This is a genomic window from Bradyrhizobium sp. USDA 4341 (assembly GCF_054063755.1).
In genome coordinates this window covers 1,723,984-1,741,701 of sequence record NZ_JBSSGO010000002.1, presented here as the reverse complement: position 1 = coordinate 1,741,701, position 17,718 = coordinate 1,723,984, and the positions used below count along the sequence as shown (strand labels likewise).

The 17,718-nt window shown below is 64.4% G+C and carries 20 protein-coding genes; 10 read left to right on the top strand and 10 right to left on the bottom strand.

Annotated features, from left to right (window positions below):
* Nucleotides 1–31: 31 nt before the first annotated feature.
* The 3 genes from ACVIGB_RS14295 to ACVIGB_RS14285 all read right to left on the bottom strand — a co-directional run bounded on the left by ACVIGB_RS14295 (nt 32) and on the right by ACVIGB_RS14285 (nt 2,671).
* Nucleotides 32–607, bottom strand: a complete 576-nt coding sequence (locus ACVIGB_RS14295; RefSeq protein WP_456722221.1) for a hypothetical protein — start codon at nt 605–607, stop codon at nt 32–34.
* Nucleotides 608–727: 120 nt separating this feature from the next.
* Nucleotides 728–1,222, bottom strand: coding sequence for an MAPEG family protein (locus tag ACVIGB_RS14290; protein ID WP_456722222.1), 495 nt, complete (start codon nt 1,220–1,222; stop codon nt 728–730).
* Between the two features lie 45 nt (nt 1,223–1,267).
* Nucleotides 1,268–2,671 carry a carotenoid oxygenase family protein gene (locus ACVIGB_RS14285; protein ID WP_456722223.1) on the bottom strand — a complete coding sequence of 468 codons (1,404 nt, stop codon included), beginning with the start codon at nt 2,669–2,671 and terminating at the stop codon, nt 1,268–1,270.
* 113 nt (nt 2,672–2,784) lie between these two features.
* Between ACVIGB_RS14285 and ACVIGB_RS14280 the strand changes: the two genes are divergently transcribed.
* Nucleotides 2,785–3,507, top strand: a complete 723-nt coding sequence (locus ACVIGB_RS14280; RefSeq protein ID WP_456722224.1) for a TetR/AcrR family transcriptional regulator — start codon at nt 2,785–2,787, stop codon at nt 3,505–3,507.
* Nucleotides 3,508–3,531: 24 nt separating this feature from the next.
* On the opposite strand, the gene ACVIGB_RS14275 is transcribed toward ACVIGB_RS14280, so the two are convergent.
* Nucleotides 3,532–4,134: a hypothetical protein gene (locus ACVIGB_RS14275; RefSeq protein ID WP_456722225.1), complete on the bottom strand. Its 603-nt coding sequence runs from the start codon at nt 4,132–4,134 to the stop codon at nt 3,532–3,534.
* Between the two features lie 165 nt (nt 4,135–4,299).
* Between ACVIGB_RS14275 and ACVIGB_RS14270 the strand changes: the two genes are divergently transcribed.
* Nucleotides 4,300–5,037 (top strand): SET domain-containing protein, encoded by a 738-nt coding sequence (locus ACVIGB_RS14270; protein ID WP_456722226.1) that lies wholly within the window; start codon nt 4,300–4,302, stop codon nt 5,035–5,037.
* A gap of 29 nt (nt 5,038–5,066) precedes the next feature.
* Here the strand turns inward: ACVIGB_RS14270 and ACVIGB_RS14265 are convergent, their stop codons facing one another.
* On the bottom strand, nt 5,067–5,501 hold the full coding sequence (locus tag ACVIGB_RS14265) for an RrF2 family transcriptional regulator (RefSeq protein ID WP_456722227.1): 435 nt from the start codon (nt 5,499–5,501) through the stop codon (nt 5,067–5,069).
* Between the two features lie 83 nt (nt 5,502–5,584).
* On the opposite strand from ACVIGB_RS14265, the gene ACVIGB_RS14260 reads away from it, so the two are divergent.
* Nucleotides 5,585–6,055, top strand: a complete 471-nt coding sequence (locus tag ACVIGB_RS14260) for a group III truncated hemoglobin (RefSeq protein WP_456722228.1) — start codon at nt 5,585–5,587, stop codon at nt 6,053–6,055.
* Between the two features lie 206 nt (nt 6,056–6,261).
* Here the strand turns inward: ACVIGB_RS14260 and ACVIGB_RS14255 are convergent, their stop codons facing one another.
* Together ACVIGB_RS14255 and ACVIGB_RS14250 are read right to left on the bottom strand one after the other, a co-directional pair.
* Entirely contained in the window at nt 6,262–6,660 is a 399-nt protein-coding gene (locus ACVIGB_RS14255) for a hypothetical protein (protein ID WP_456722229.1), read from the bottom strand.
* A 30-nt stretch (nt 6,661–6,690) separates the two neighbouring features.
* Entirely contained in the window at nt 6,691–6,900 is a 210-nt protein-coding gene (locus ACVIGB_RS14250) for a hypothetical protein (RefSeq protein ID WP_456722230.1), read from the bottom strand.
* Between the two features lie 94 nt (nt 6,901–6,994).
* Between ACVIGB_RS14250 and ACVIGB_RS14245 the strand changes: the two genes are divergently transcribed.
* From ACVIGB_RS14245 to ACVIGB_RS14235, 3 genes are all read left to right on the top strand, one after another.
* Entirely contained in the window at nt 6,995–7,819 is an 825-nt protein-coding gene (locus ACVIGB_RS14245; protein ID WP_456722231.1) for a helix-turn-helix domain-containing protein, read from the top strand.
* A gap of 62 nt (nt 7,820–7,881) precedes the next feature.
* Nucleotides 7,882–8,547, top strand: a complete 666-nt coding sequence (locus ACVIGB_RS14240) for a DsbA family oxidoreductase (protein ID WP_456722232.1) — start codon at nt 7,882–7,884, stop codon at nt 8,545–8,547.
* A gap of 85 nt (nt 8,548–8,632) precedes the next feature.
* Entirely contained in the window at nt 8,633–9,271 is a 639-nt protein-coding gene (locus tag ACVIGB_RS14235) for an NIPSNAP family protein (RefSeq protein WP_456722233.1), read from the top strand.
* A 255-nt stretch (nt 9,272–9,526) separates the two neighbouring features.
* On the opposite strand, the gene ACVIGB_RS14230 is transcribed toward ACVIGB_RS14235, so the two are convergent.
* From ACVIGB_RS14230 to ACVIGB_RS14220, 3 genes are all read right to left on the bottom strand, one after another.
* Nucleotides 9,527–9,763 (bottom strand): hypothetical protein, encoded by a 237-nt coding sequence (locus tag ACVIGB_RS14230; RefSeq protein ID WP_456722234.1) that lies wholly within the window; start codon nt 9,761–9,763, stop codon nt 9,527–9,529.
* Between the two features lie 53 nt (nt 9,764–9,816).
* Nucleotides 9,817–11,001 carry a GNAT family N-acetyltransferase gene (locus ACVIGB_RS14225; protein WP_456722235.1) on the bottom strand — a complete coding sequence of 395 codons (1,185 nt, stop codon included), beginning with the start codon at nt 10,999–11,001 and terminating at the stop codon, nt 9,817–9,819.
* A 183-nt stretch (nt 11,002–11,184) separates the two neighbouring features.
* The gene (locus ACVIGB_RS14220) at nt 11,185–11,826 is read right to left on the bottom strand and encodes a TetR/AcrR family transcriptional regulator (protein ID WP_143046636.1); all 642 of its coding nucleotides are present in this window, start codon (nt 11,824–11,826) and stop codon (nt 11,185–11,187) included.
* Nucleotides 11,827–12,083: 257 nt separating this feature from the next.
* Here ACVIGB_RS14220 and ACVIGB_RS14215 point away from each other — a divergent pair, with 257 nt between their 5' ends.
* The 4 genes from ACVIGB_RS14215 to ACVIGB_RS14200 all read left to right on the top strand — a co-directional run bounded on the left by ACVIGB_RS14215 (nt 12,084) and on the right by ACVIGB_RS14200 (nt 17,678).
* Nucleotides 12,084–12,701 carry a hypothetical protein gene (locus tag ACVIGB_RS14215; protein ID WP_456749150.1) on the top strand — a complete coding sequence of 206 codons (618 nt, stop codon included), beginning with the start codon at nt 12,084–12,086 and terminating at the stop codon, nt 12,699–12,701.
* A 208-nt stretch (nt 12,702–12,909) separates the two neighbouring features.
* Nucleotides 12,910–14,178: an MFS transporter gene (locus tag ACVIGB_RS14210; RefSeq protein WP_456722237.1), complete on the top strand. Its 1,269-nt coding sequence runs from the start codon at nt 12,910–12,912 to the stop codon at nt 14,176–14,178.
* Nucleotides 14,179–14,211: 33 nt separating this feature from the next.
* Complete coding sequence (locus tag ACVIGB_RS14205; protein WP_456722238.1) at nt 14,212–15,486, top strand: DUF1254 domain-containing protein; 1,275 nt, start codon at nt 14,212–14,214, stop codon at nt 15,484–15,486.
* Between the two features lie 68 nt (nt 15,487–15,554).
* Nucleotides 15,555–17,678: a hypothetical protein gene (locus ACVIGB_RS14200; protein ID WP_456749149.1), complete on the top strand. Its 2,124-nt coding sequence runs from the start codon at nt 15,555–15,557 to the stop codon at nt 17,676–17,678.
* Nucleotides 17,679–17,718 lie beyond the last annotated feature (40 nt).

Genomic DNA, 17,718 nt, shown 5'->3' with positions numbered 1-17,718 from the left:
CGTTTCCTCGGGCAGGATGATCGTCTTATGTTCAGCGTGACGGCAGCGCGCCGGCCGGCGGCGTCCCGTACTTGGCCGCGCGATATTGCGGATACCAGCGCGTGAAGCACACCGCGGCGTTACGCGCGGCGAAGGCGATCAAGAGGCCGGTCCACAGCGGCAGGGCCGGCACATAGAGCACCGCGATGTTGCCGATCAACATCAACAGCGTCGCAGCGGTCCAGGCTCCGGTGATCAGGTAGTTGGCAGTGAGGAAGCCCGGCTGCTTCGCGATCTCGGCATCGACCTGCTCGAGCGCATATTGCCGCGTGAAGGGATGGCCGATCAGGATCGAGGCGAACGACACCAGCAGGATGCCGGCGTCGACGGCGATCTTCACCGCGATGGTGCTTGGCGTCGCATCGACGAAGGTGAGGTAGCTGCCGACCGCGGTGAACACGATCACCGAACCGACGCCGAGGATCTTGATGCTGCGGCCGCGCGCGATATCGAACGCGATCACGGCAAGGCAGATCAGCGCGGCAGCGAGCAAACTCACCGTGGCCGAGGTCACCAGCATCAGCGTGGCGAAGGCGCCGTAGGGAGCCAGGATCAGGAAGATCGTCATGGGGAGCCTCGAAGGCTGATCTTTACATCGTAAAGATACCGTAGAGGCGGGCAGAGGGAGCGTCAAGCGAAATCTTTACAGTGTCAAAATTGTGATGAAGAGTAGGAAAACTAAGATTTATCATTGTGTTGTAGCGACAATCGAATTCATCCCGCCCGAGCCGATCCGCAACAATGTCGTGACCGCGCAGGTGACGAGCAGGCTGATGGTGATGAAGATGCCGCCGGCCTGCCCGATCGCGAACCGCAGCGAGCCCGGCGCCGCATACATCCCGAGCGGATGGATCAGCCGCGACAGCAGCAGCGCCCCCATCAGGAGGTGCACCCGCGACGGCGGTGCTCCCGCCATTTCGAGGAAAGCGACCATCAGCGTGATGATCGGGACATACTCCGTGAAGTTGGCATGGACGCGGATCGCGTTACGCAGCGGGATGTTGCCGCCGTCGCTGAACGGCGCGCGGCTGCTTCGCCGCAGCCGGATCACCTGCAAGGCAAGGACGGCGTAGAGCAGGGCGAGGATCGCGAGGTAGCCTGCCGTGATCGAAGGGCATGTGCATGCGAACCTCCCCTGATGCCGTTGCAGTGTCCTTTCACAACGCCAGTCAGAGGCGTGCATCGGCCCGCCCCTGACATCGCGACGTCGGTTACGTTACGCCCGGATCTACTCCGCCCCGACCCAATTGCCGTGGAATCCATCGGGCACACGGTGGCCGAGATGAACCAGCGCGGTCGGACCCGCCTCGACATCCTGTGCGTTGAAGACGGCGAGGTCGCTGCGGTTTTCGCGGGCGCGCCAGATCGCGGCGAGCAGCCAGCCGTCGCCCTCGGCGGCGCCCGAGCCGCGCTCGACGAAGACAGGCTCGGAGATCGTGTCGCCGGCGGGCAAGAGGTACTTGCCAAGCCGCTTGCCCGCGCCGTCGACATGCACGATGCCGGACAGCGCGCCGGCCAGCGGCATGTCAGGGTCGGTGCTTGCGTGCCAACCGTGGCTATTCCTGAGACCGGCGCGGCGGTCGTCGATGCGCGGGAATTCGCCGGTCAGATCGTTGAGATAGGTTTGGGTGAAGCTGTCGGTATTCCCGGCCAGATCAAAGCTCCAGCGGCACAGCCGGGCGCTCGATTTCTTCTCATCCGTCGGCGAGCCGTCGGGATGGGTGAACAGCGGCGGCTCCTCGTACTGCATCACGTCGGCGACAATGCGGTTGCCGTCTTCCCATGCGTTCATGACGTGGAAGACATAGCAGTTCTCGGCGCGGAACCAGACCAGATCGTTGGCTGAGCCGTTGCGCTTCATGACGCCGACATAGGCGCCTTTTCCTGGCTCCCAGGCGTAGGGCGGCTTGCCGCGCATCGCGCGTTCCATGCTGCCGGTGATAGGGAGGATCGGAAACAGCACGTGGTTCTCGGTGACGATGAAGTCGTGCACCATGCTGGCATAGGGCGCCTCGAATCGCTCGAACCGCGTCACCACGCCGGATGAGCTCACCGCGCCGAACGACAGCGCCGGCGTCAGCGGACCCGCGGCGTTGTAGCCGAAGAACACCATCTCGCCGGTGACCGGATCGATCTTGGGATGCGCGGTGAAGGGACCCGATATCGCGCCCTTGTAGTCGCAATAGCCAAGGCGATTGAGCGTGCCGGGATCGATCTCGGTCGGCAGATGGCCTTCCTCAAGCGCGAGCAGGCGGCCGGCGTGGAAGATGATGTTGGTGTTGGCGACGCCGCTGTCGGTGAGGGGCGTTTCTGGCGCATCAGGCAGCTTGCGGCCGAAGCCGCCGAACAGCGCGCGTCCGGCGTCGTGCTCGGCCTGCCATTTCGGGGTGCGTACCCAGCGATTGCGATAGCTGGCGCGGCCGTTCTCGAGATGGAAGGCGTGCAGCATGCCGTCACCGACGAACCAGTGCGCGCCCGGCACATTGAACTGCGGATTGGGGCCGTTGCGGTACAGCGTGCCGTTCAGCTCGCGCGGCAATTCGCCTGTGATCTTCAGAAACGGCGCGTCGGCTTCAAATGGAATCGGCGCCAGATTGGTTCGCGCCGTGTTGGATGTGACCTGATCGAGCATTCCGCATCTCCCTGCATTATAATCTTTACATCGTAAAGATATCAGTAGAAGTGACGCCGCCGATCGTCAAGCAAAATCTTTACAGTGTAAAAATTGCGACATATAAGGGCCGCATGGCAAGATTATCCAAAGAAAACAAGGCGACTCGTCCAACACGGGCTCCGACCCGCCGGGTTGCGCGTGTAGCCGATCGCTCGGCACCGCGGCGCCGGACCAATGACACGCCGTATCATCATGGCGATCTGCATGAAGCGCTATTGAAGGCCGCGGAGTGCGTGCTCGAGCGTGATGGACTGGCCGGACTGACACTGCGTGCGGTGGCGCGCGAGGCCGGCGTGTCGCATGCCGCTCCCACGCATCATTTCGGCGATCTCACCGGATTGCTCAGTGAGCTCGCGGCGATCGGCTTCCGGCAATTCGGCCAGGCGATGGCAGCGGCGGACGCTTCAGCGGCGACACCGCCCGAAAAGGGAGTGGCGAGCGCCAAGGCTTATGTCGCCTATGCGCAGGCGCATCCCGGCATGTATGGGCTGATGTTCCGCAGCGAGCGGCTCGATCATGAGCGGCCGTCGCTGCACGAGGCGTCCGAGGCGTCGTTCGCCGGGCTGACCCGCGGCGTCGGCGCCAGCCGACATGAGCAGATTTCCAAGGAGTCGCTTTCATTGGACCAGGCGGCCGCGATCGCGTCGGCCTGGTCGCTGGTGCATGGCTTTACCATGCTGCTGCTCGACGGCCGCCTCAAGACGATTCTGGATCGGTCGCCCGAGGGCACATCAGTGGAAGCGTTGTTGACCGCGATGCTGCGTTTGTCAGCGGGCCGCTTAGCGCGGCCGTAACCGATATTGCGCCTGCGGCGGCTTCTAGCGTTTCGTCAGCGACGTCGAGCGGCCGCTCTGGCCGATCGTTTTCACCGTGTCCGCGCCGCATTTGAAATCGCGGGCGAAATCGTCGGCGGCCTGCCGCGCCAGCTCGTTGGCGTTGGGATTGGCGGCGACGTCGACATAGGCGACATGACAGACCTCGCCCGGCGGCAGCCGCGTCACGGCGAGCATCGCCCGTGAGACCGGGCCGCCGCGCTTGTCCTGCTCGCTGCCGTCGGCGATCTGCCAGCGCTGGATGATCGCGAAGGGCTTGCTGCCGGCGGCACGCCATTCGACCGTATCGCCGGTCGAGCTGAACGGGCCGAACCAGGCCTGCGCCGCTGGTTCCCTGGCTGCTGCCGCGCGGTTTCGGCCCACCGAGACCACTTCGCGCAGGTCGCCCTTGTTGATCAGCACCACAAGGCCGGATTTTCCCGGGCAGACCCGCGTGGCGCTGCCGTCCTCCTCGTTGGGCTTGCCGATCATCCGGCAGGCCTCCGGCGCGGTCGACGTATAGCTGCTGCTGATCGCTTGAGCACCAGCCTGACCAGGATTTGCGCTGGCGAGCGCCACAACGATTGTTGCAAAAGCAGGGTATTTCATCGGGGGAAACCTGGGATCCGGACGTTACTTTGTGTCTGACATATGCAATCTGGGGAAGGTTCAACAGACACGCGGGAAACACCTGACAGGCGCGCGGAATCGTCCTAGAAGGGCGGCTTCGCAACTTCTGTCGCGTGCACCTTGCGTGCCTTAGCCTCGATCGTCATGCCCGCATCATCATCGCAAAAGCCCTATCGTGTCGGCCGTTCCCGTACTGGCCTTGGCCTTTTCGCCACCAAGCCGATCAAGAAAGGCACCAAGATCATCCGTTATTTCGGGCCGTTGCTCGACTCGAAGAAGAAGGATGAGGACGCGATCGAGAACAAATATTTGTTCGAGCTCACCAACCGATGGACCATCGACGGCTCGATCCGCGAGAACGTCGCCCGCTACATCAACCATGCCTGCCGGCCGAACGCGGAATCCGACGTCAAGCCGCGCAAGCGCAAGGTCTTCATCCGCGCCATCAAGGACATCGAGCCGGGCGACGAGATCAACTACGATTACGGAACCGACTATTTCAAGGCCTATCTGAAGCCGATCGGCTGCAAGTGCGACGCCTGCGAGAAGAGGCGCAAGAAGAAGCGCGCGGAGGCGAGGGCGGAGCGGCTGCGGCTGAAGGAAAAGGCCGAGCGGAAAGCCAAGCGCGAGGCCGAGAAGCTCGCTGAAATGCGGGCGAGGCAGAGGAAGGCCGGCGCGAAGAAAGCTGCCAAAGCAAACGGCAAGCTCGGCAATGGCAAGACGTCGAATGGCGCGGCTCTGAATGGCAACGCCCTGAACGGCAAGGCCCTGAATGGCAAGGCCCTGAACGGCAAGCACCTCAACGGCCACAGCCTGACGGCCGCTGCCGGCAAGCGGGTGGCCCCTTCAAAGCGCGGCGCCGCGCGGGTGCTGCAGGCCTGAGTTTCGAAACCGATCCGGTTCGATGATCGTCATGACGCGCGCGCCGAATGGCGCGCGGGACGCGGCAGATAGGCGCATTCGGCGAGCGTGGTTCCGTCGAGTTCGCGCATGAAGGCCTCGCGGGCCGCCGCGAGCCTCGCCTTCAAGCGGCAGCGTGGCAGCAGCACGCAATCGCCGCCATCATCCCTGAAACATTCCACCAGTGCACTGCCGCCTTCGAGTGCGCGCACCACTTCGCCGAGCGTGATCGCCTGCGGGGCGCGCGCCAGCGAAAACCCGCCGCCGGCGCCGCGCTGGGTCGCGATGAAGCCGGTCTCGGCGAGGTCGCGCACCACCTTGGCGAGATGATTGCGGGAAATGCCGAACTCGGCCGCGATCTCGCTGGTCGCGAATGAGCGGTCCGGCTCACTGGCCAGCCGCATCAGCGCGCGCAGCGCAAAATCCGTGAACGATGTCAGGCGCATGGAAGCCCTTCGAAATCAGCACTTGGCGGATCCGCTATAGCAGTCTAAATAGGTATTTAAAATACCTATTTAGGATGTGAGGCATGACAGGAGCAGAGCGCCGCGAGCAGATCACCGCCGAGATTGTAGCGCGAACCGGGATCACCGAGGCCATGATCGAGCAGCTGGTGCACGGCTTCTACGCCGAGGTCCGCAAGGACCCGATGATCGGGCCGGTGTTCGAGGCCAGGATCACAAATTGGGAGCCGCATCTGGCCCAGATGTGCGCGTTCTGGTCGTCGGTCGCGCTGATGACCGGGCGCTATCACGGCATGCCGATGGTCAAGCACATGCCGCTGCCGGTCGATGCCGCGCATTTTGATCGCTGGCTCCAACTGTTCGAGGCGACGGCGCACGAACTGTGCCCGCCGGTCGCGGCACTTCATTTCATCGAGCGCGCGCGGCGCATCGCCGCGAGCCTCGAGATGGGCATCGCCAGCGGGCAGGGCGTGATGCTCGGGGTTGGCGAACGTTACAGGCGAAGCGAAGCAGGCGACACCGCAATGACTTTGTAGGGTGGGTAGAGCGCAGCGAAACCCACCATCTCTGCCGCGGAACGAAGCCGATGGGTTTCGCTTCGCTCTACCCATCCTACGCAGCTGTCATCGCCCGCGAAAGCGGGCGATCCGGTATTCCGGAGACGTCAACGATTGATCCGATAGGCCGCGGCGTACTGGATACCCCGCATGCGCGGGGTATGACAGCGTTGTGTTGGCTGCCGTTACGCCGTCACCGCGCCCTGGCTCTTCCGCAAGCCCATGTATTGCAGCTCGGCGAACACGCCGGTGGCGATCGCCTGGGCGAGGATCACGATGATGCCGAGCAGGTTCGGCGACACTGCGCCCGAGAGCAGCAGCGCGATGCTGGCAAGCGTCCAGGCCGCATTGCCGGCGACCACGAGGATCACGGGTCCTTTCGGCAGCGAGGTTCGCGCGCCGAGCCAGCCGACCAGCGCCGTGTAGGCGATCAGGAACAGCCCGGTCTCGCGCAGCAGCGCTTCCGGCAGGCCGAGCAGCGAGGCCAGCGCGCCGGTGTCGAGCACCATCGCGATGGCGGATACGCCACTGAATACGGCATCGGCAAGCAGGGCGCGGCGCAGCAGCTGGGACGAATGGATCATGGCAGTGTCTCCTCGGGTTGGGATGGGTTTTCAGCGCATCAGGGACTGCAGCTGACGCCACAGGCCCTTGCCGACCCGCATCTCGACCGCATAGACCTGCGCGAACACGAAGATGCTGGTCGCGTGCACGAGCGGCTGTGGCATGTTGAGCGAGCGCGCGACCAGCCAGGTGGCCAGATGGACCAGCCACGGGATCAGGACGGCGAGGGCGCGGATAAGGGACAGCATCAGCATGGTCATCTCCTGTGCCGTGGAAGATGAGCCGGCCCGCGCGCCAATTCGATTACCTCAGGCGTAATGGAACGGGCGAATTTCGCATGGTAGGTTTTGCACCATGAACGCACATGCATCCATGGCGCGGGCCGAGCCCGCAAAACCCGTCCTGATCGGCGAGCAACTGCGCGAGTGGCGGCAGCGCCGCCATCTCAGCCAGCTCGACCTTGCCGTCGATGCCGAGATCTCGGCGCGGCATTTGAGCTTCGTCGAGACCGGCCGCTCGGCGCCGTCGCGCGACATGGTCCTCAAACTGGCGGAGCGCCTCGACGTGCCCCTACGCGAACGCAACGTGCTGCTGGTCGCCGCGGGGTTCGCACCCGCATTCCCGCAACGCTCGCTGGAGGATCCCGCGCTGAAATCGGCGCGCGAGGCGATCAACCTGGTGCTGAAGGCGCATGAGCCCAATCCGGCGCTGGCCTATGACCGGCACTGGAATCTGGTCTCCGCCAACCGCATGGTGGCGCCGCTGCTCGAGGGCGTGCCACAGCGGCTGCTCGGGCAGCCCTTCAACATCCTGCGGCTGGCGTTCCACCCGGAGGGCCTCGCGCCGCGGACCGTGAACCTGGCGGAATGGGCCGCCCATCTGTTGGAGCGGCTGCATCGGCAGTGCGAGGCAACGGCTGATCCGGAGCTGCTCAAGCTCTATCAGGACCTGAAGTCCTATCCGATCCCGGCGCGGGCCGCCCCGATCACCCCCGACAACAACGTCGCGCTCCCGTTCAAGCTCCGCCTCAATGGCGAGATCCTGAGCTTCATCTCGACCACCATGGTGTTCGGCACGCCGGTCGACATCACGCTGCAGGAACTGGCGCTGGAGACCTTCTTCCCGGCCGATGAGCTGACCGCCGAGCGGATGCGGCAGATGGCAGCCAGTATGAAATAGCGGCTTGTCTCGGGACACTTTCGGCCTACTTTTGGGGTTCCAATTCCGCCGGGAACCCTGCCATGAGCGATCTGAAGCCGCTTCGCCTCGATATCGTCTCCGACGTCGTTTGCCCCTGGTGCTACATCGGCAAGCATCGCATCGAGGATGCGCTCAAGCTGGTGCCTGATGTGCCGGTCGAGGTGCACTGGCGGCCGTTCTTCCTCAACAATTGGGTGCCGCGCGAGGGCATCAGCCGCGAGGAATATCTCACCGCCAAGTTCGGCTCGGTCGACGCCTACAAGGGCATCGCCGGCCGCGTGGTCGCCGCCGCCAATGAGGAGGGGCTGACCTACCATCCTGAACTCGTCAAGCGGCAGCCCAACACGATCGACTGCCATCGCCTGATCCACTGGGCTGAGGCCAAGGGCAAGGCGGCCGAGATGAAGCAGCGGCTGATGGAGCTGTATTTCCGCGACGGCGGCGATCTCACCGACACCAATGTGCTGGTGCAGGCGGCATCCGATGTCGGGCTCGACGCCGACGACGTGCGCAAGCGCCTCGCCACCGACGAGGATGTGGCGCTGGTGTCCGCGCAAGCGCAGGAAGCCTCCGAGAAGGGGATATCGGGCGTGCCGACCTTCGTGTTCGCGCAGAAATACGCGGTATCCGGCGCCCAGCCGGCGGAGCAGCTCGCCCGCGCCATCCGCGAGGTCTCCGCCGAGATCAACGCGCAGGCGGCCGAGTAGTCCGCAGTCGTTCACGAAAGCCCGGCGCATGCCGGGCTTTTTCGTTTGCCCACACGATCCATCGGAAGCAATCAGGGAGACCATCATGATCTATGAGCTGCGCACCTACACGGTACGTCCAGGGACCGTCGGCGAGATGGTGAAGGCGGCGAGCACGATCTCGCGCGACATCCGCGCCGACAATTTCGGCAAGCTGGAAGGCTACTGGATCACCGAGATCGGGCCGCTCAATCAGGTCATGCACATGTGGAGCTACGCCGATCTCAACGAGCGGGCCCGGCTGCGTGTCGAGCTTGCGAAGAACCCGCGCTGGACCGGCGAGTACATTCCGGCGATCCGTCCGCTCTTGGTGCGCCAGGAGGTCCGGCTGCTGAATGCGATCATTCCGCCGGTGGCGCCTGCGACCAAGGGCAACATCTACGAATTCCGCAACTATCGCGCCAAGCCGCTCGGCGGTGTCAAGCAATGGCTCGATCTCATCACCGGCGTGCTGCCGGAGCGCGAGAAATATTCCAAGATCGTCGGCCTATGGCACACCGATTCCGGGCAGCCTAACGAGGTCTGCCACATCTGGGCGTATCCCGATCTCAACGCTCGCGCGGCGGCGCGCGGCGGGGCGATGAAGGATCCGGCCTGGCTGGAATTTTTGGGCAAGGGGACGCAGCTGCTCGAGGAGATGCACTCGACCATCATGCTGCCGGCCCCGCACTCGCCATTGCAGTAACGCAGAGGATGGTTGGGCCGGGCGTACAGCGGCAGAAAGCCTCACCCGATGTTTCCATCAGATGAAGCTTTCCAGGCAAGGGCATGCGCTGCCTGAGAAACAGCGCACCGCAACGCTAGAAGGGCCAGCTGACACCAACCTGACGGCGGGAACTTATTGTTTCCTGATGTGTCTGCATGGCTACGAAAAGGTAAACCATTGGTCGCGGTGAAGGAGGCGAGCTCGGTGCGCCGTTCTGCCGGGCCACCCGGCGCATTACGAAAGCCAGGGCGGCATCAAGTTGCGTGATGCCGCTTCATCCAGCACGGTGAACTGGTCCGAGCCATCCTCGAACGCCGCAACCATGTCTGCGAGCCGGTCGAGCTCGGCAAGGGCGTCGACCTTCAAGACCTTGCTGGCCGGCGCAACGTCGCGCCAGCTATCCCAGGCCGACATTTGCCGGTTCGTGAGCGACAGCAGGTCGCGGTAGACGTTGACGTGAAGAAACCACAAACCGGTGGCCGCGCCATGTCCGAAGGCTCCGGCCTCGCGTAAGGGGGACCGTGTTATCCGGGCTTGCCGCGCCGGCTGCGGATGAAGTGGACGGCGCTGCGCGCGGCCTCGTAGCCGAAATTGTTCAGGGTCAGCGCGGCATGAACGGCGGCGACCAGTGGATCGCGCCGCCGCAGCGGCAGCAGCACGTCGCCGATCGCGAAGCGGCCGCGCCAGATCGGGTCGATCATGGGGTGGCCGGGCGCCGCGGTCGAATCGGCCGAATTGATTGCGGGATCGGCGCAGAGATGGCGCGTCAGCTCTAGCGTCAATTGTGTGCCCGGCGAATGCTTCGCAAAGCGCTCGTCGATGCCGATCTTGAAGAAGAAGGCGCGGTCCTGATGGTGCACCACGATGCCGCCCGCAACCGCCGTGCCGCCCGCATGCAGCATGACGATCTCGCAGCGGCCGGTCTCGGCCAGCACCGAGGTCGCGCGGCGGATGAAGGTTGCGTCGCCGGCATGCTGGCTGAGCGCGGTGCCGCGCTGGCCCTTCCAGCCGCCGGCTTCGAGCGCAAGGAAGATCTCGAGCGCCGCCGCAACGTCGCGCGGCGTGCGCGCGACGTCGAAGCGCACCGCGCCGTGGTCGGACAGGCGATGGCGCTGCCGGCGCAGCTCCTTCAGCTTCTTGGGCCCGAGCGCGTCGCGCAGCAATTCATCGGTATCGCGCGTCGCATCGAGCTGGGCGCGCTGATAGGTGCTCAGCAGGCGCGGCTGCAAACCGTCGCGCGCGAGCACCGCGCGGATCGCCGCCATGGCCGGGCCCTCGAGCGACATGGTGCGCAGGATCAGCGCGTGCGCACCGGCATTGCGTGCCTGCTGCAGCATCTTGCTGGCGGCCTGCTCGGCGGCATTGCGGTCGAGCAGCGGCGTGCACAGCGTGCCGTAGGGTTCGGCGCCGACCAGCGCGGGCAGGGGTATCCGGTAGATTCGCCGCAAAGGCACGACCGGCAACAATCCGATCAATTGCCCGGCATCGCCGGTGGCGCTGAGCAGCGATGCACCGGTGCGGCCGCGCGCGGAGGCATCGACCGCCAATTCCCAGTCAGGCTGGTAGTAGCCATTGGCCTCGATCGCGCGCTCGGCAAGCACACGCCATGCGCCGACCGGCGCGGCTGACAGCGGCGGCAACGCGCGATCGTCCGTGGCATCCTTGCGCGATGCACGGCGGATCATTGCCTGGTCAGCAATATCGGCCACGTCCCATGTTTCCCCGGTCGGCAAGGCTGATTAGCCTTACGTTCATCGCGGGCAACGCTAGCGGAAAGAAATGGAAAATGCCGTTGAGGCCATCCGGCAATTTGAGCGGTCATGTTAAGGCGGCGTTCAGCATACCGCCGCGCCAGCCCATGGACCGGCGCTCGCACGGCAAGCGAACCCGGCCTATGACCGTTCCGCTTCCATCTGCCGCAGGGCAGCCTTGAGCAGAAGCGTGAGGCAATCCTTGGCCTCGGGAATGCTTCGGTTCGGATAGGTGCGCAGCGACTGCCACATCTCCCAATCGACCAGGGTCGCAAGGGCAACGAGCCATTTCTGTCGTGCCTCGGCGGACACCTGCTCGAGTTCAGTGGCGAACCACTGGCCGACCACGTCGCGAAACGCCTTGCGTACCCGAAGACGATGCTTCTGCAGCAAGGGCGAGGTTTCGATCATCGCGTTGGAAGCCCGACGATGCGGCGTCATTCGCTCCAGCGCCTGGGCCCGCATGTCGATGAATTGCGCAACGCGAACCTCCACCGTGCCGTGCAGGACGGATTTCGCAGGCGGCGGCTCGATCGATTCGGGGGGCGTCAACTCGTCAAGCACCGCCTGCGTGAGCTGTCCCTTCTCCGGAAAATGCAGAAACAGCGTGCGTATCGAAACGCCGGCCCGCTCCGCGATCTGTTGCGCCGATGGACGTGCCGAGCCCTCATTCTGAAGCGCGATGCACGCGGAGACGATATTGCCGCGGGTGACCTGCGTGCGCTGCCGCCGGCCGTCGGCCGACTTGGCGGAAGAGAGACCTGACGTCGAGCGGGAAACCATGCAATCGCGGTCCTTCAAAAGCTTGATTGCCTCTTAGCAAAATCGAGCACGAGAAAATATTCGCGGCTAGCCAGAGAGCGGATTTTTTCCGCTACCGCAAGTCCTTCGCCTCCCACGTCTTGCGAGACCGCGATCTGTCGAGGCGCGGACGGCGGCTTGACACCGCTCGAGCGGGCGCAATATATTTGCATAGATATATGCAGATATATATTCTCGGACGGAGCGCGTCCGAGGGGGAGCCGACCGGGGAGGAGCCATTGCCGGATATCAATTATCGGGTGCTGCGGTTTGACGAGCTGATCGTTCAACCCAACCGCGGCGAGGAGATCGCCGCGACGCTCAAGGCCGGCGGCGCGCCGTCCCATGCACAGATGCTCGGCGTCTTCGTGCCGCTGATCGGTATCTCGAGCAACGTCGTCACTGTCGCCACAAGCTGGACTGGCGAGCCGGCGGCCGCGGCGTATCAACACACGAAAGTCGTCGGCGTCCGCAGCCGGCTGTTCGACGTGCTGGCGCGCGGGCAGGCGCCGTGCGCCGCGGACGGCATCTACACCCATCGCTGGTTCGTCGTCGCGCCGGATCAGGTGCAGGCGCTGACGGAGATGAGCGTCGAGGCGTGGAAATCGTCGGAAGCCGACACTGCGATGCGCATCGCCGGCTTCTGGCGCTGCCGCGAGCCGAACGCCAATGGCGAGGCGGTGGTGCTGATGATCGTGAACTATCCCAGTCTCGCAGCATGGGATGAGAGCCGCTACTGGAAGCCGAAACCCACGCATCAGGCCCAGCCGAACCGCGACGTCTGGGGCGGACTGTTTGCGCGGCGGCGCGAGATCCTGCGCGATTCCTGGGTCACGGTGCACCGGCTGGCAACCTAGCGCCCGAAGCAGCACCGGCGGCTTGACATCGCTCAAACCGCAAAATTATAAATGCATAAATATATGCAATAATATTTCGGGAGGAGCGCGATGTCGTTCAGCGGCAACAGGAGATCGCGGATTGGTCCGGCGGTCGTGGTTCTCCGGCGCATCGGCGATGTCGGCCATCCGCTGTCAGCGCGCGCCGCTTGTGACTAACGAGGACAGCATGGCGCAGCAGATCATGGATCCCGGCTGGAAGGTCGTCATCGGCTCGGGAATAGGCATTTCATTCGGCGCCGCGCCGATCTTTACCGCGGGCTTTGCGCATCTGACCGGCGCAATGGCGCAGGACTACGGCTGGAGCCAGGTCGAGGTCGCCCGGGCCGCAACCATCGTGCTGTCGTCGACGATGGTCGCCTATTTGTTCTGTGCGTGGCCGCTCGATCGTCTGGGATCGCGAAAGTTCGCGCTGATCAGCATTGCCCTGTTCGCGGGGTCGCTCGCGATTCTGAGCCAGGTTGGAAATTCGCTGCTGCAGTTCGATCTCGCAGCCGCCTTGTTCGGCTTTGTCGGCGCGGGCACCAATGTCGTGTCCTATGCTAAGGCGATCTCCCGCTGGTTCGATCAGCGGCGCGGCCTGGCGCTTGGTCTCGCCGCGAGCGCGCAGGCCGCCGGCAGCTTCATTGTGCCGCTGGCCGCACACTGGATCATCGCAAGATATGGCTGGTCGGCCTGCCTCGTGGCATTCGCCGCCTTCGAACTTGTCGTCTGCCTGCCGCTGGTGGCGTGGCTGGTGGCCGATGGTCCGCCCGCCGGCGATCCGGCGTCGAAGAACGATGGGCCGCGGCCATCCACTGAGGCGCAGGCGCCGGAGGCCGGCATCAGCGCCGCCGAAATCATTGGCACTCCGACCTTCTGGAAGCTCGCGCTTTGTTTTGCGGTGATCGGGATGTCGTTCTATGCGATCGCGCCGAACGTCATGTACATCCTCAAGCGCCGCGCAGATGTGACCGCCGCCGATGTTGCCTGGATTCAGGCGGCCGGCGCCGTCGCCGCGCTGTTCGGGCGAATTGTCGTTGGATATTTGCTCGACCGGTTGCACGCCCGCGTCGTCGGCATCCTGACCGTTCTGTTGATGGCGCTGTCGGCGCTGATCAATGCGACCGCGGACGGAGTGGCTCCGATGGTGCTCGCCTCCGTCCTGATGGGGTTCTCGATCAGCGGCGAGGCGGACCTGATGCCCTATCTGGCCGGGCGCTATTTCGGCACGCGATCGGTCTCGAAGGTCTTCAGCTGGCTGCTGTTTGCGTTCTGCATCGGCGCGGCGATCGGCCCGGTCGCGTTCGTCTGGCTTTCGACATTGAGCGATAGCGTGGTCTTGCCGTTGCTGCTGCTGTCGGCCGTGCAGATCGTCCCCGTGATGCTGTTCCTGTCGCTTGGCCGCTACCGGACCACGCCCGAGCGCGTCCAGAGCCTCGCCGTTGCGCTGACATGAGCCTGGATCGATAGCCCCAGCTGGAGAAGAAGAATGACACTCAGGGATGTGCCGCAGACACCTGCCGGCGTACCGATATCCCAGCCGATCCCGGAGGAAGCCAGCCTGGCCGCTGCGGCGGGCGAGGCCTTCGTCTATGCGTTGCCCCTGATCGAGATGGCCGCGGTTCGCCGCAACTCACTTGGACGCACCGGGCTGCAGAACACGCTGTCGCATCAGCGCGACCTGATCGATCACAGGGCGCGCTGGGTCACGACGCCGAACAACGACACGCTGTATTCGGTCGCATGGCTCGACCTGACGCAGGGCGCCGTCCGGCTGACCATCCCGCCGACGGGAGACCGCTATTTCTCCGCCGCACTGATGGACATGTACACCAACAACAATGCGGTGCTCGGCACCAGGACGATCGGCAATGCCGGTGGCACGTTCACGATCATCGGACCGGACCAGACCGGCTCGGGCCCCGATGTCGTCCGTGTCGCAACCCCGCATGCGTGGCTTCTGATCAGAACATTGGTCGATGGCGCCGCGGATCTCGGAGCCGCACGCCGGATTCAGGATGGCTTCAAGCTGGAAGGCCCGTCAGGCAGCCCGCCCAACGACCATGCGGAGCGCAACGCGGCCGCGCCGGCTATGTTCGCCAGCATTCAGGGCTTGATGGCGTCGGACCCACCCCAGGCGACCGATACCGCTATCCTGCGTCGGATCGCAGCCTCGCTCCAGCCGACGGTGCCGGCGGAGGCGATCGCCCAGGGCGTCGCGGCAGCGCGGACGGCACTGATGTCCGGCGGCAGGCGATTGGAATTCATCGACGGCTGGAGCTATCCGCGCGCGAACCTCGGCAATTTCGATCAGGACTATCGCTATCGCGCCGCCGTGGCCTTGTGGGGCATCGGAGCGCTGCCGGTTGCCGAGGCGATGTACATGCGCGCCGCGGGAAATCTGGAGAACGGCTTCTTCGACGGTGCGGCCGACTATCAGCTTCACTTGCCCGCCAGACTGCCGTTGAACGGTTTCTGGTCGCTGACGATGTACGAAGTCGCCGACGACAATCAGTTGTTCCTCACCGAGAACGCGCTGGGGCGCTACGCCATCGGCGATCGCACGGACGGCCTTCTGCGCAATGCGGACGGGTCGATCACCATCCGGATCGGCCGAGCCGATCCGGGCGGCGATCGGACCGCCAACTGGCTGCCGGCGCCGAAGCGCGGACCGTTCAGCCTGATCATGCGCTGCTACCTTCCGCGGCAGGAGATGCTGGCGGGACGCTGGCGCTTGCCTCCGGTCCGGGAGGCCGCCGGCTAGAGCATTCAACGATCCGAAGGGATCGACAGGGGCGGGTCAATAACAATAACGACAAGGGGGCAATGATGATGCGGAAGGGTATATTCCCCGGCGCAGTCGCTGGGCTGTTCTGCATGCTGGCAGCGGCGGCGCAGGCCGCCGATCAAACGACCGATGTGGCGCGCGAGATGCCGAAGAAGGCCGTCACGCTGAAGGCGTCGCCGCCGGCCGAAAAACCGTTCTTCCTGGTCAACGACAACCGCGTCACCGTTTCGCAGTTTTCGGGAGGCGTTCCCGGATACGCCAAGAACTCGCAGAGCTCGACGGTCGCGTACACGCACTATGACACCTGGGCCTATGGCAGCAACAGCTTCTCGCTGTTGACGTCGAAATACGATCACGGAGCGGCCACCGCGCCATGCCTCGGATCCGTGCTCGCTCCAACCGGACGATGCGCCGGTGGCGTGGCGGCCCTGGCATCGATCCGCAGCACATTCGGGTGGAACGAACTGTTCGACACCAATGCGTTCTCGGTCGGACCGCTGACCAACATCTCGTTCCTCGTTGGCGGAGACGTAGTGGCCACGAATAACTTCACCGCATCCAGCAGCTACGATGTGCTTGCCGGTCTGCAGTTCGGCTTCAGCCTGCCGTACAAGGGCTATTTCAACGTCAGTCCGATGTACTTCCAACGGGTGCAACACGGCGCCCAGCTCATGCCTCCGAGCTTCGGCGGCCCCGTGTCGATGCCGCCGCCTTATCCCGGTCTTCCCGACGGCGTGATGCACTTCTCGCCGACCTGGGGGTTGGATTTCAACTACTACATGGATCTCGGCTTCCTGCCCGAGACCCTGCAGTACTTCTCGATCAGCGGGCGCGGGGCGATCCGCGGCGCTGACGGCAATGGCGGCTACGGCGCCTATCCGAGAAGCCCGCTCAGCAACCGGACCACCGGTTACGCGCTGGAGCCGGTCCGCCTGACGCTCGACGCCGGCAAGCTGTTCTGGGGGGCGAGCTATGCGCACCTCGTCGACGTCTGGGCCGCCTGGCGATACGAGAAGAACATCAGCGGCTATGCCGAGGCCTATGACACGTCCTGCATCACCAAGGGCGTCTACAATGGCAGTTGCTCGAGCAATGGCATCTACTACGGCATGACCGTGAAGCTGGGGGCGCCGGTGCCGGGAACGCCGGCCCTGTCGCCGTTCGGCACGCCGTTCTTCACCAGCGTCGACAACAGCTTTACCTATGGTGTGCTGCCGAGTGCGACCGCTCCCGGCGAAACCGCAAGGACTGAAAAGCAGGTCTACGCCTTCACCCACACCGACAGCTGGGCTTACGGCACCAATCGTCTCTATGCCGAACTGCTGAAGTCCGATCATCGCGATCCGGCTTCGCCCTGTTCGGCGATCTACAGCCATCCGGCCTTTGGTGTCACCGCGCCCTGTTCGGGGAATATGGAGATCAACGCCGCGCTGCGCAGCACGATCGGGTTCAACGAAGTGTTCAACACCACGGCGTTCAGGGCAGGGTCGCTGCGCGACGTGTCCTTCGAGATCGGCGCCGACGGGCGGACGACGCTGGGCTATGCGGCGCCGGCCAAGGAGGCGATCGTCGCCGGTCTGCAGTTTGCGTTCGACTTGCCGTTCAAGAGCTACCTGACCATCGCTCCGCTCTATTACCAGGAGTGGAACCACTCGGCCTATGCGTATCCGAACAACGCGGGCAACAGTCCGTATGGCGTCGGACTCTACGGCGTTCCGCCTTACAAGGGCCTGATGCCGGCCGGCTTCACCGGAACGGTCGACGGCAATCTGCATTACGATCCGACCTGGGCGCTCGAGATCGATTACGGCAGCGCGCTCGACTTTCTGCCGGAGGGCCTGCGCTACTTCTCCGTGAGCGGGCATGTCGGCATCTACGGACCAAAGGGCAACGGCGCCTATGGTGGCTATACGCTTCCGTCGAGCTGGAACACCAGGACGGAGATCAATGCCGAGCCGGTCCGACTGAGCTTCGACGCCAGCAAGGCGCTTTGGGGCGAGAAGTACGCGCACTTCGTAGAGGCCTTCGTGGCGTACCGTTACTGGCACAACAAGTTCGGCCTGGACGGCAGCAACGCCGCCAATGGCATCTGCTTCTTTGCCAACGGTACGAGCAACAAGAGCTGCACCGAACAGACGGTCTACACCGGGGTGACGATGAAGTTCTGAGGGGCTCTCGTGCAGCTTACTTCGGCAACGACGCGCGTTC

Bases quoted from the DNA above. Each gene is read 5' to 3' on its own strand.
- ACVIGB_RS14245 (WP_456722231.1), top strand. From the start codon at position 6,995: ATGAACGCACATGCATCCATGGCGCGGGCCGAGCCCGCAAAACCCGTC.
- ACVIGB_RS14205 (WP_456722238.1), top strand. From the start codon at position 14,212: ATGACACTCAGGGATGTGCCGCAGACACCTGCCGGCGTACCGATATCC.
- ACVIGB_RS14270 (WP_456722226.1), top strand. From the start codon at position 4,300: ATGCCCGCATCATCATCGCAAAAGCCCTATCGTGTCGGCCGTTCCCGT.
- ACVIGB_RS14295 (WP_456722221.1), bottom strand. From the start codon at position 607: ATGACGATCTTCCTGATCCTGGCTCCCTACGGCGCCTTCGCCACGCTG.
- ACVIGB_RS14210 (WP_456722237.1), top strand. From the start codon at position 12,910: ATGGCGCAGCAGATCATGGATCCCGGCTGGAAGGTCGTCATCGGCTCG.
- ACVIGB_RS14250 (WP_456722230.1), bottom strand. From the start codon at position 6,900: ATGACCATGCTGATGCTGTCCCTTATCCGCGCCCTCGCCGTCCTGATC.
- ACVIGB_RS14265 (WP_456722227.1), bottom strand. From the start codon at position 5,501: ATGCGCCTGACATCGTTCACGGATTTTGCGCTGCGCGCGCTGATGCGG.
- ACVIGB_RS14255 (WP_456722229.1), bottom strand. From the start codon at position 6,660: ATGATCCATTCGTCCCAGCTGCTGCGCCGCGCCCTGCTTGCCGATGCC.
- ACVIGB_RS14260 (WP_456722228.1), top strand. From the start codon at position 5,585: ATGACAGGAGCAGAGCGCCGCGAGCAGATCACCGCCGAGATTGTAGCG.
- ACVIGB_RS14275 (WP_456722225.1), bottom strand. From the start codon at position 4,134: ATGAAATACCCTGCTTTTGCAACAATCGTTGTGGCGCTCGCCAGCGCA.
- ACVIGB_RS14290 (WP_456722222.1), bottom strand. From the start codon at position 1,222: ATGCACGCCTCTGACTGGCGTTGTGAAAGGACACTGCAACGGCATCAG.
- ACVIGB_RS14240 (WP_456722232.1), top strand. From the start codon at position 7,882: ATGAGCGATCTGAAGCCGCTTCGCCTCGATATCGTCTCCGACGTCGTT.
- ACVIGB_RS14280 (WP_456722224.1), top strand. From the start codon at position 2,785: ATGGCAAGATTATCCAAAGAAAACAAGGCGACTCGTCCAACACGGGCT.
- ACVIGB_RS14285 (WP_456722223.1), bottom strand. From the start codon at position 2,671: ATGCTCGATCAGGTCACATCCAACACGGCGCGAACCAATCTGGCGCCG.
- ACVIGB_RS14235 (WP_456722233.1), top strand. From the start codon at position 8,633: ATGATCTATGAGCTGCGCACCTACACGGTACGTCCAGGGACCGTCGGC.
- ACVIGB_RS14220 (WP_143046636.1), bottom strand. From the start codon at position 11,826: ATGGTTTCCCGCTCGACGTCAGGTCTCTCTTCCGCCAAGTCGGCCGAC.
- ACVIGB_RS14200 (WP_456749149.1), top strand. From the start codon at position 15,555: ATGCGGAAGGGTATATTCCCCGGCGCAGTCGCTGGGCTGTTCTGCATG.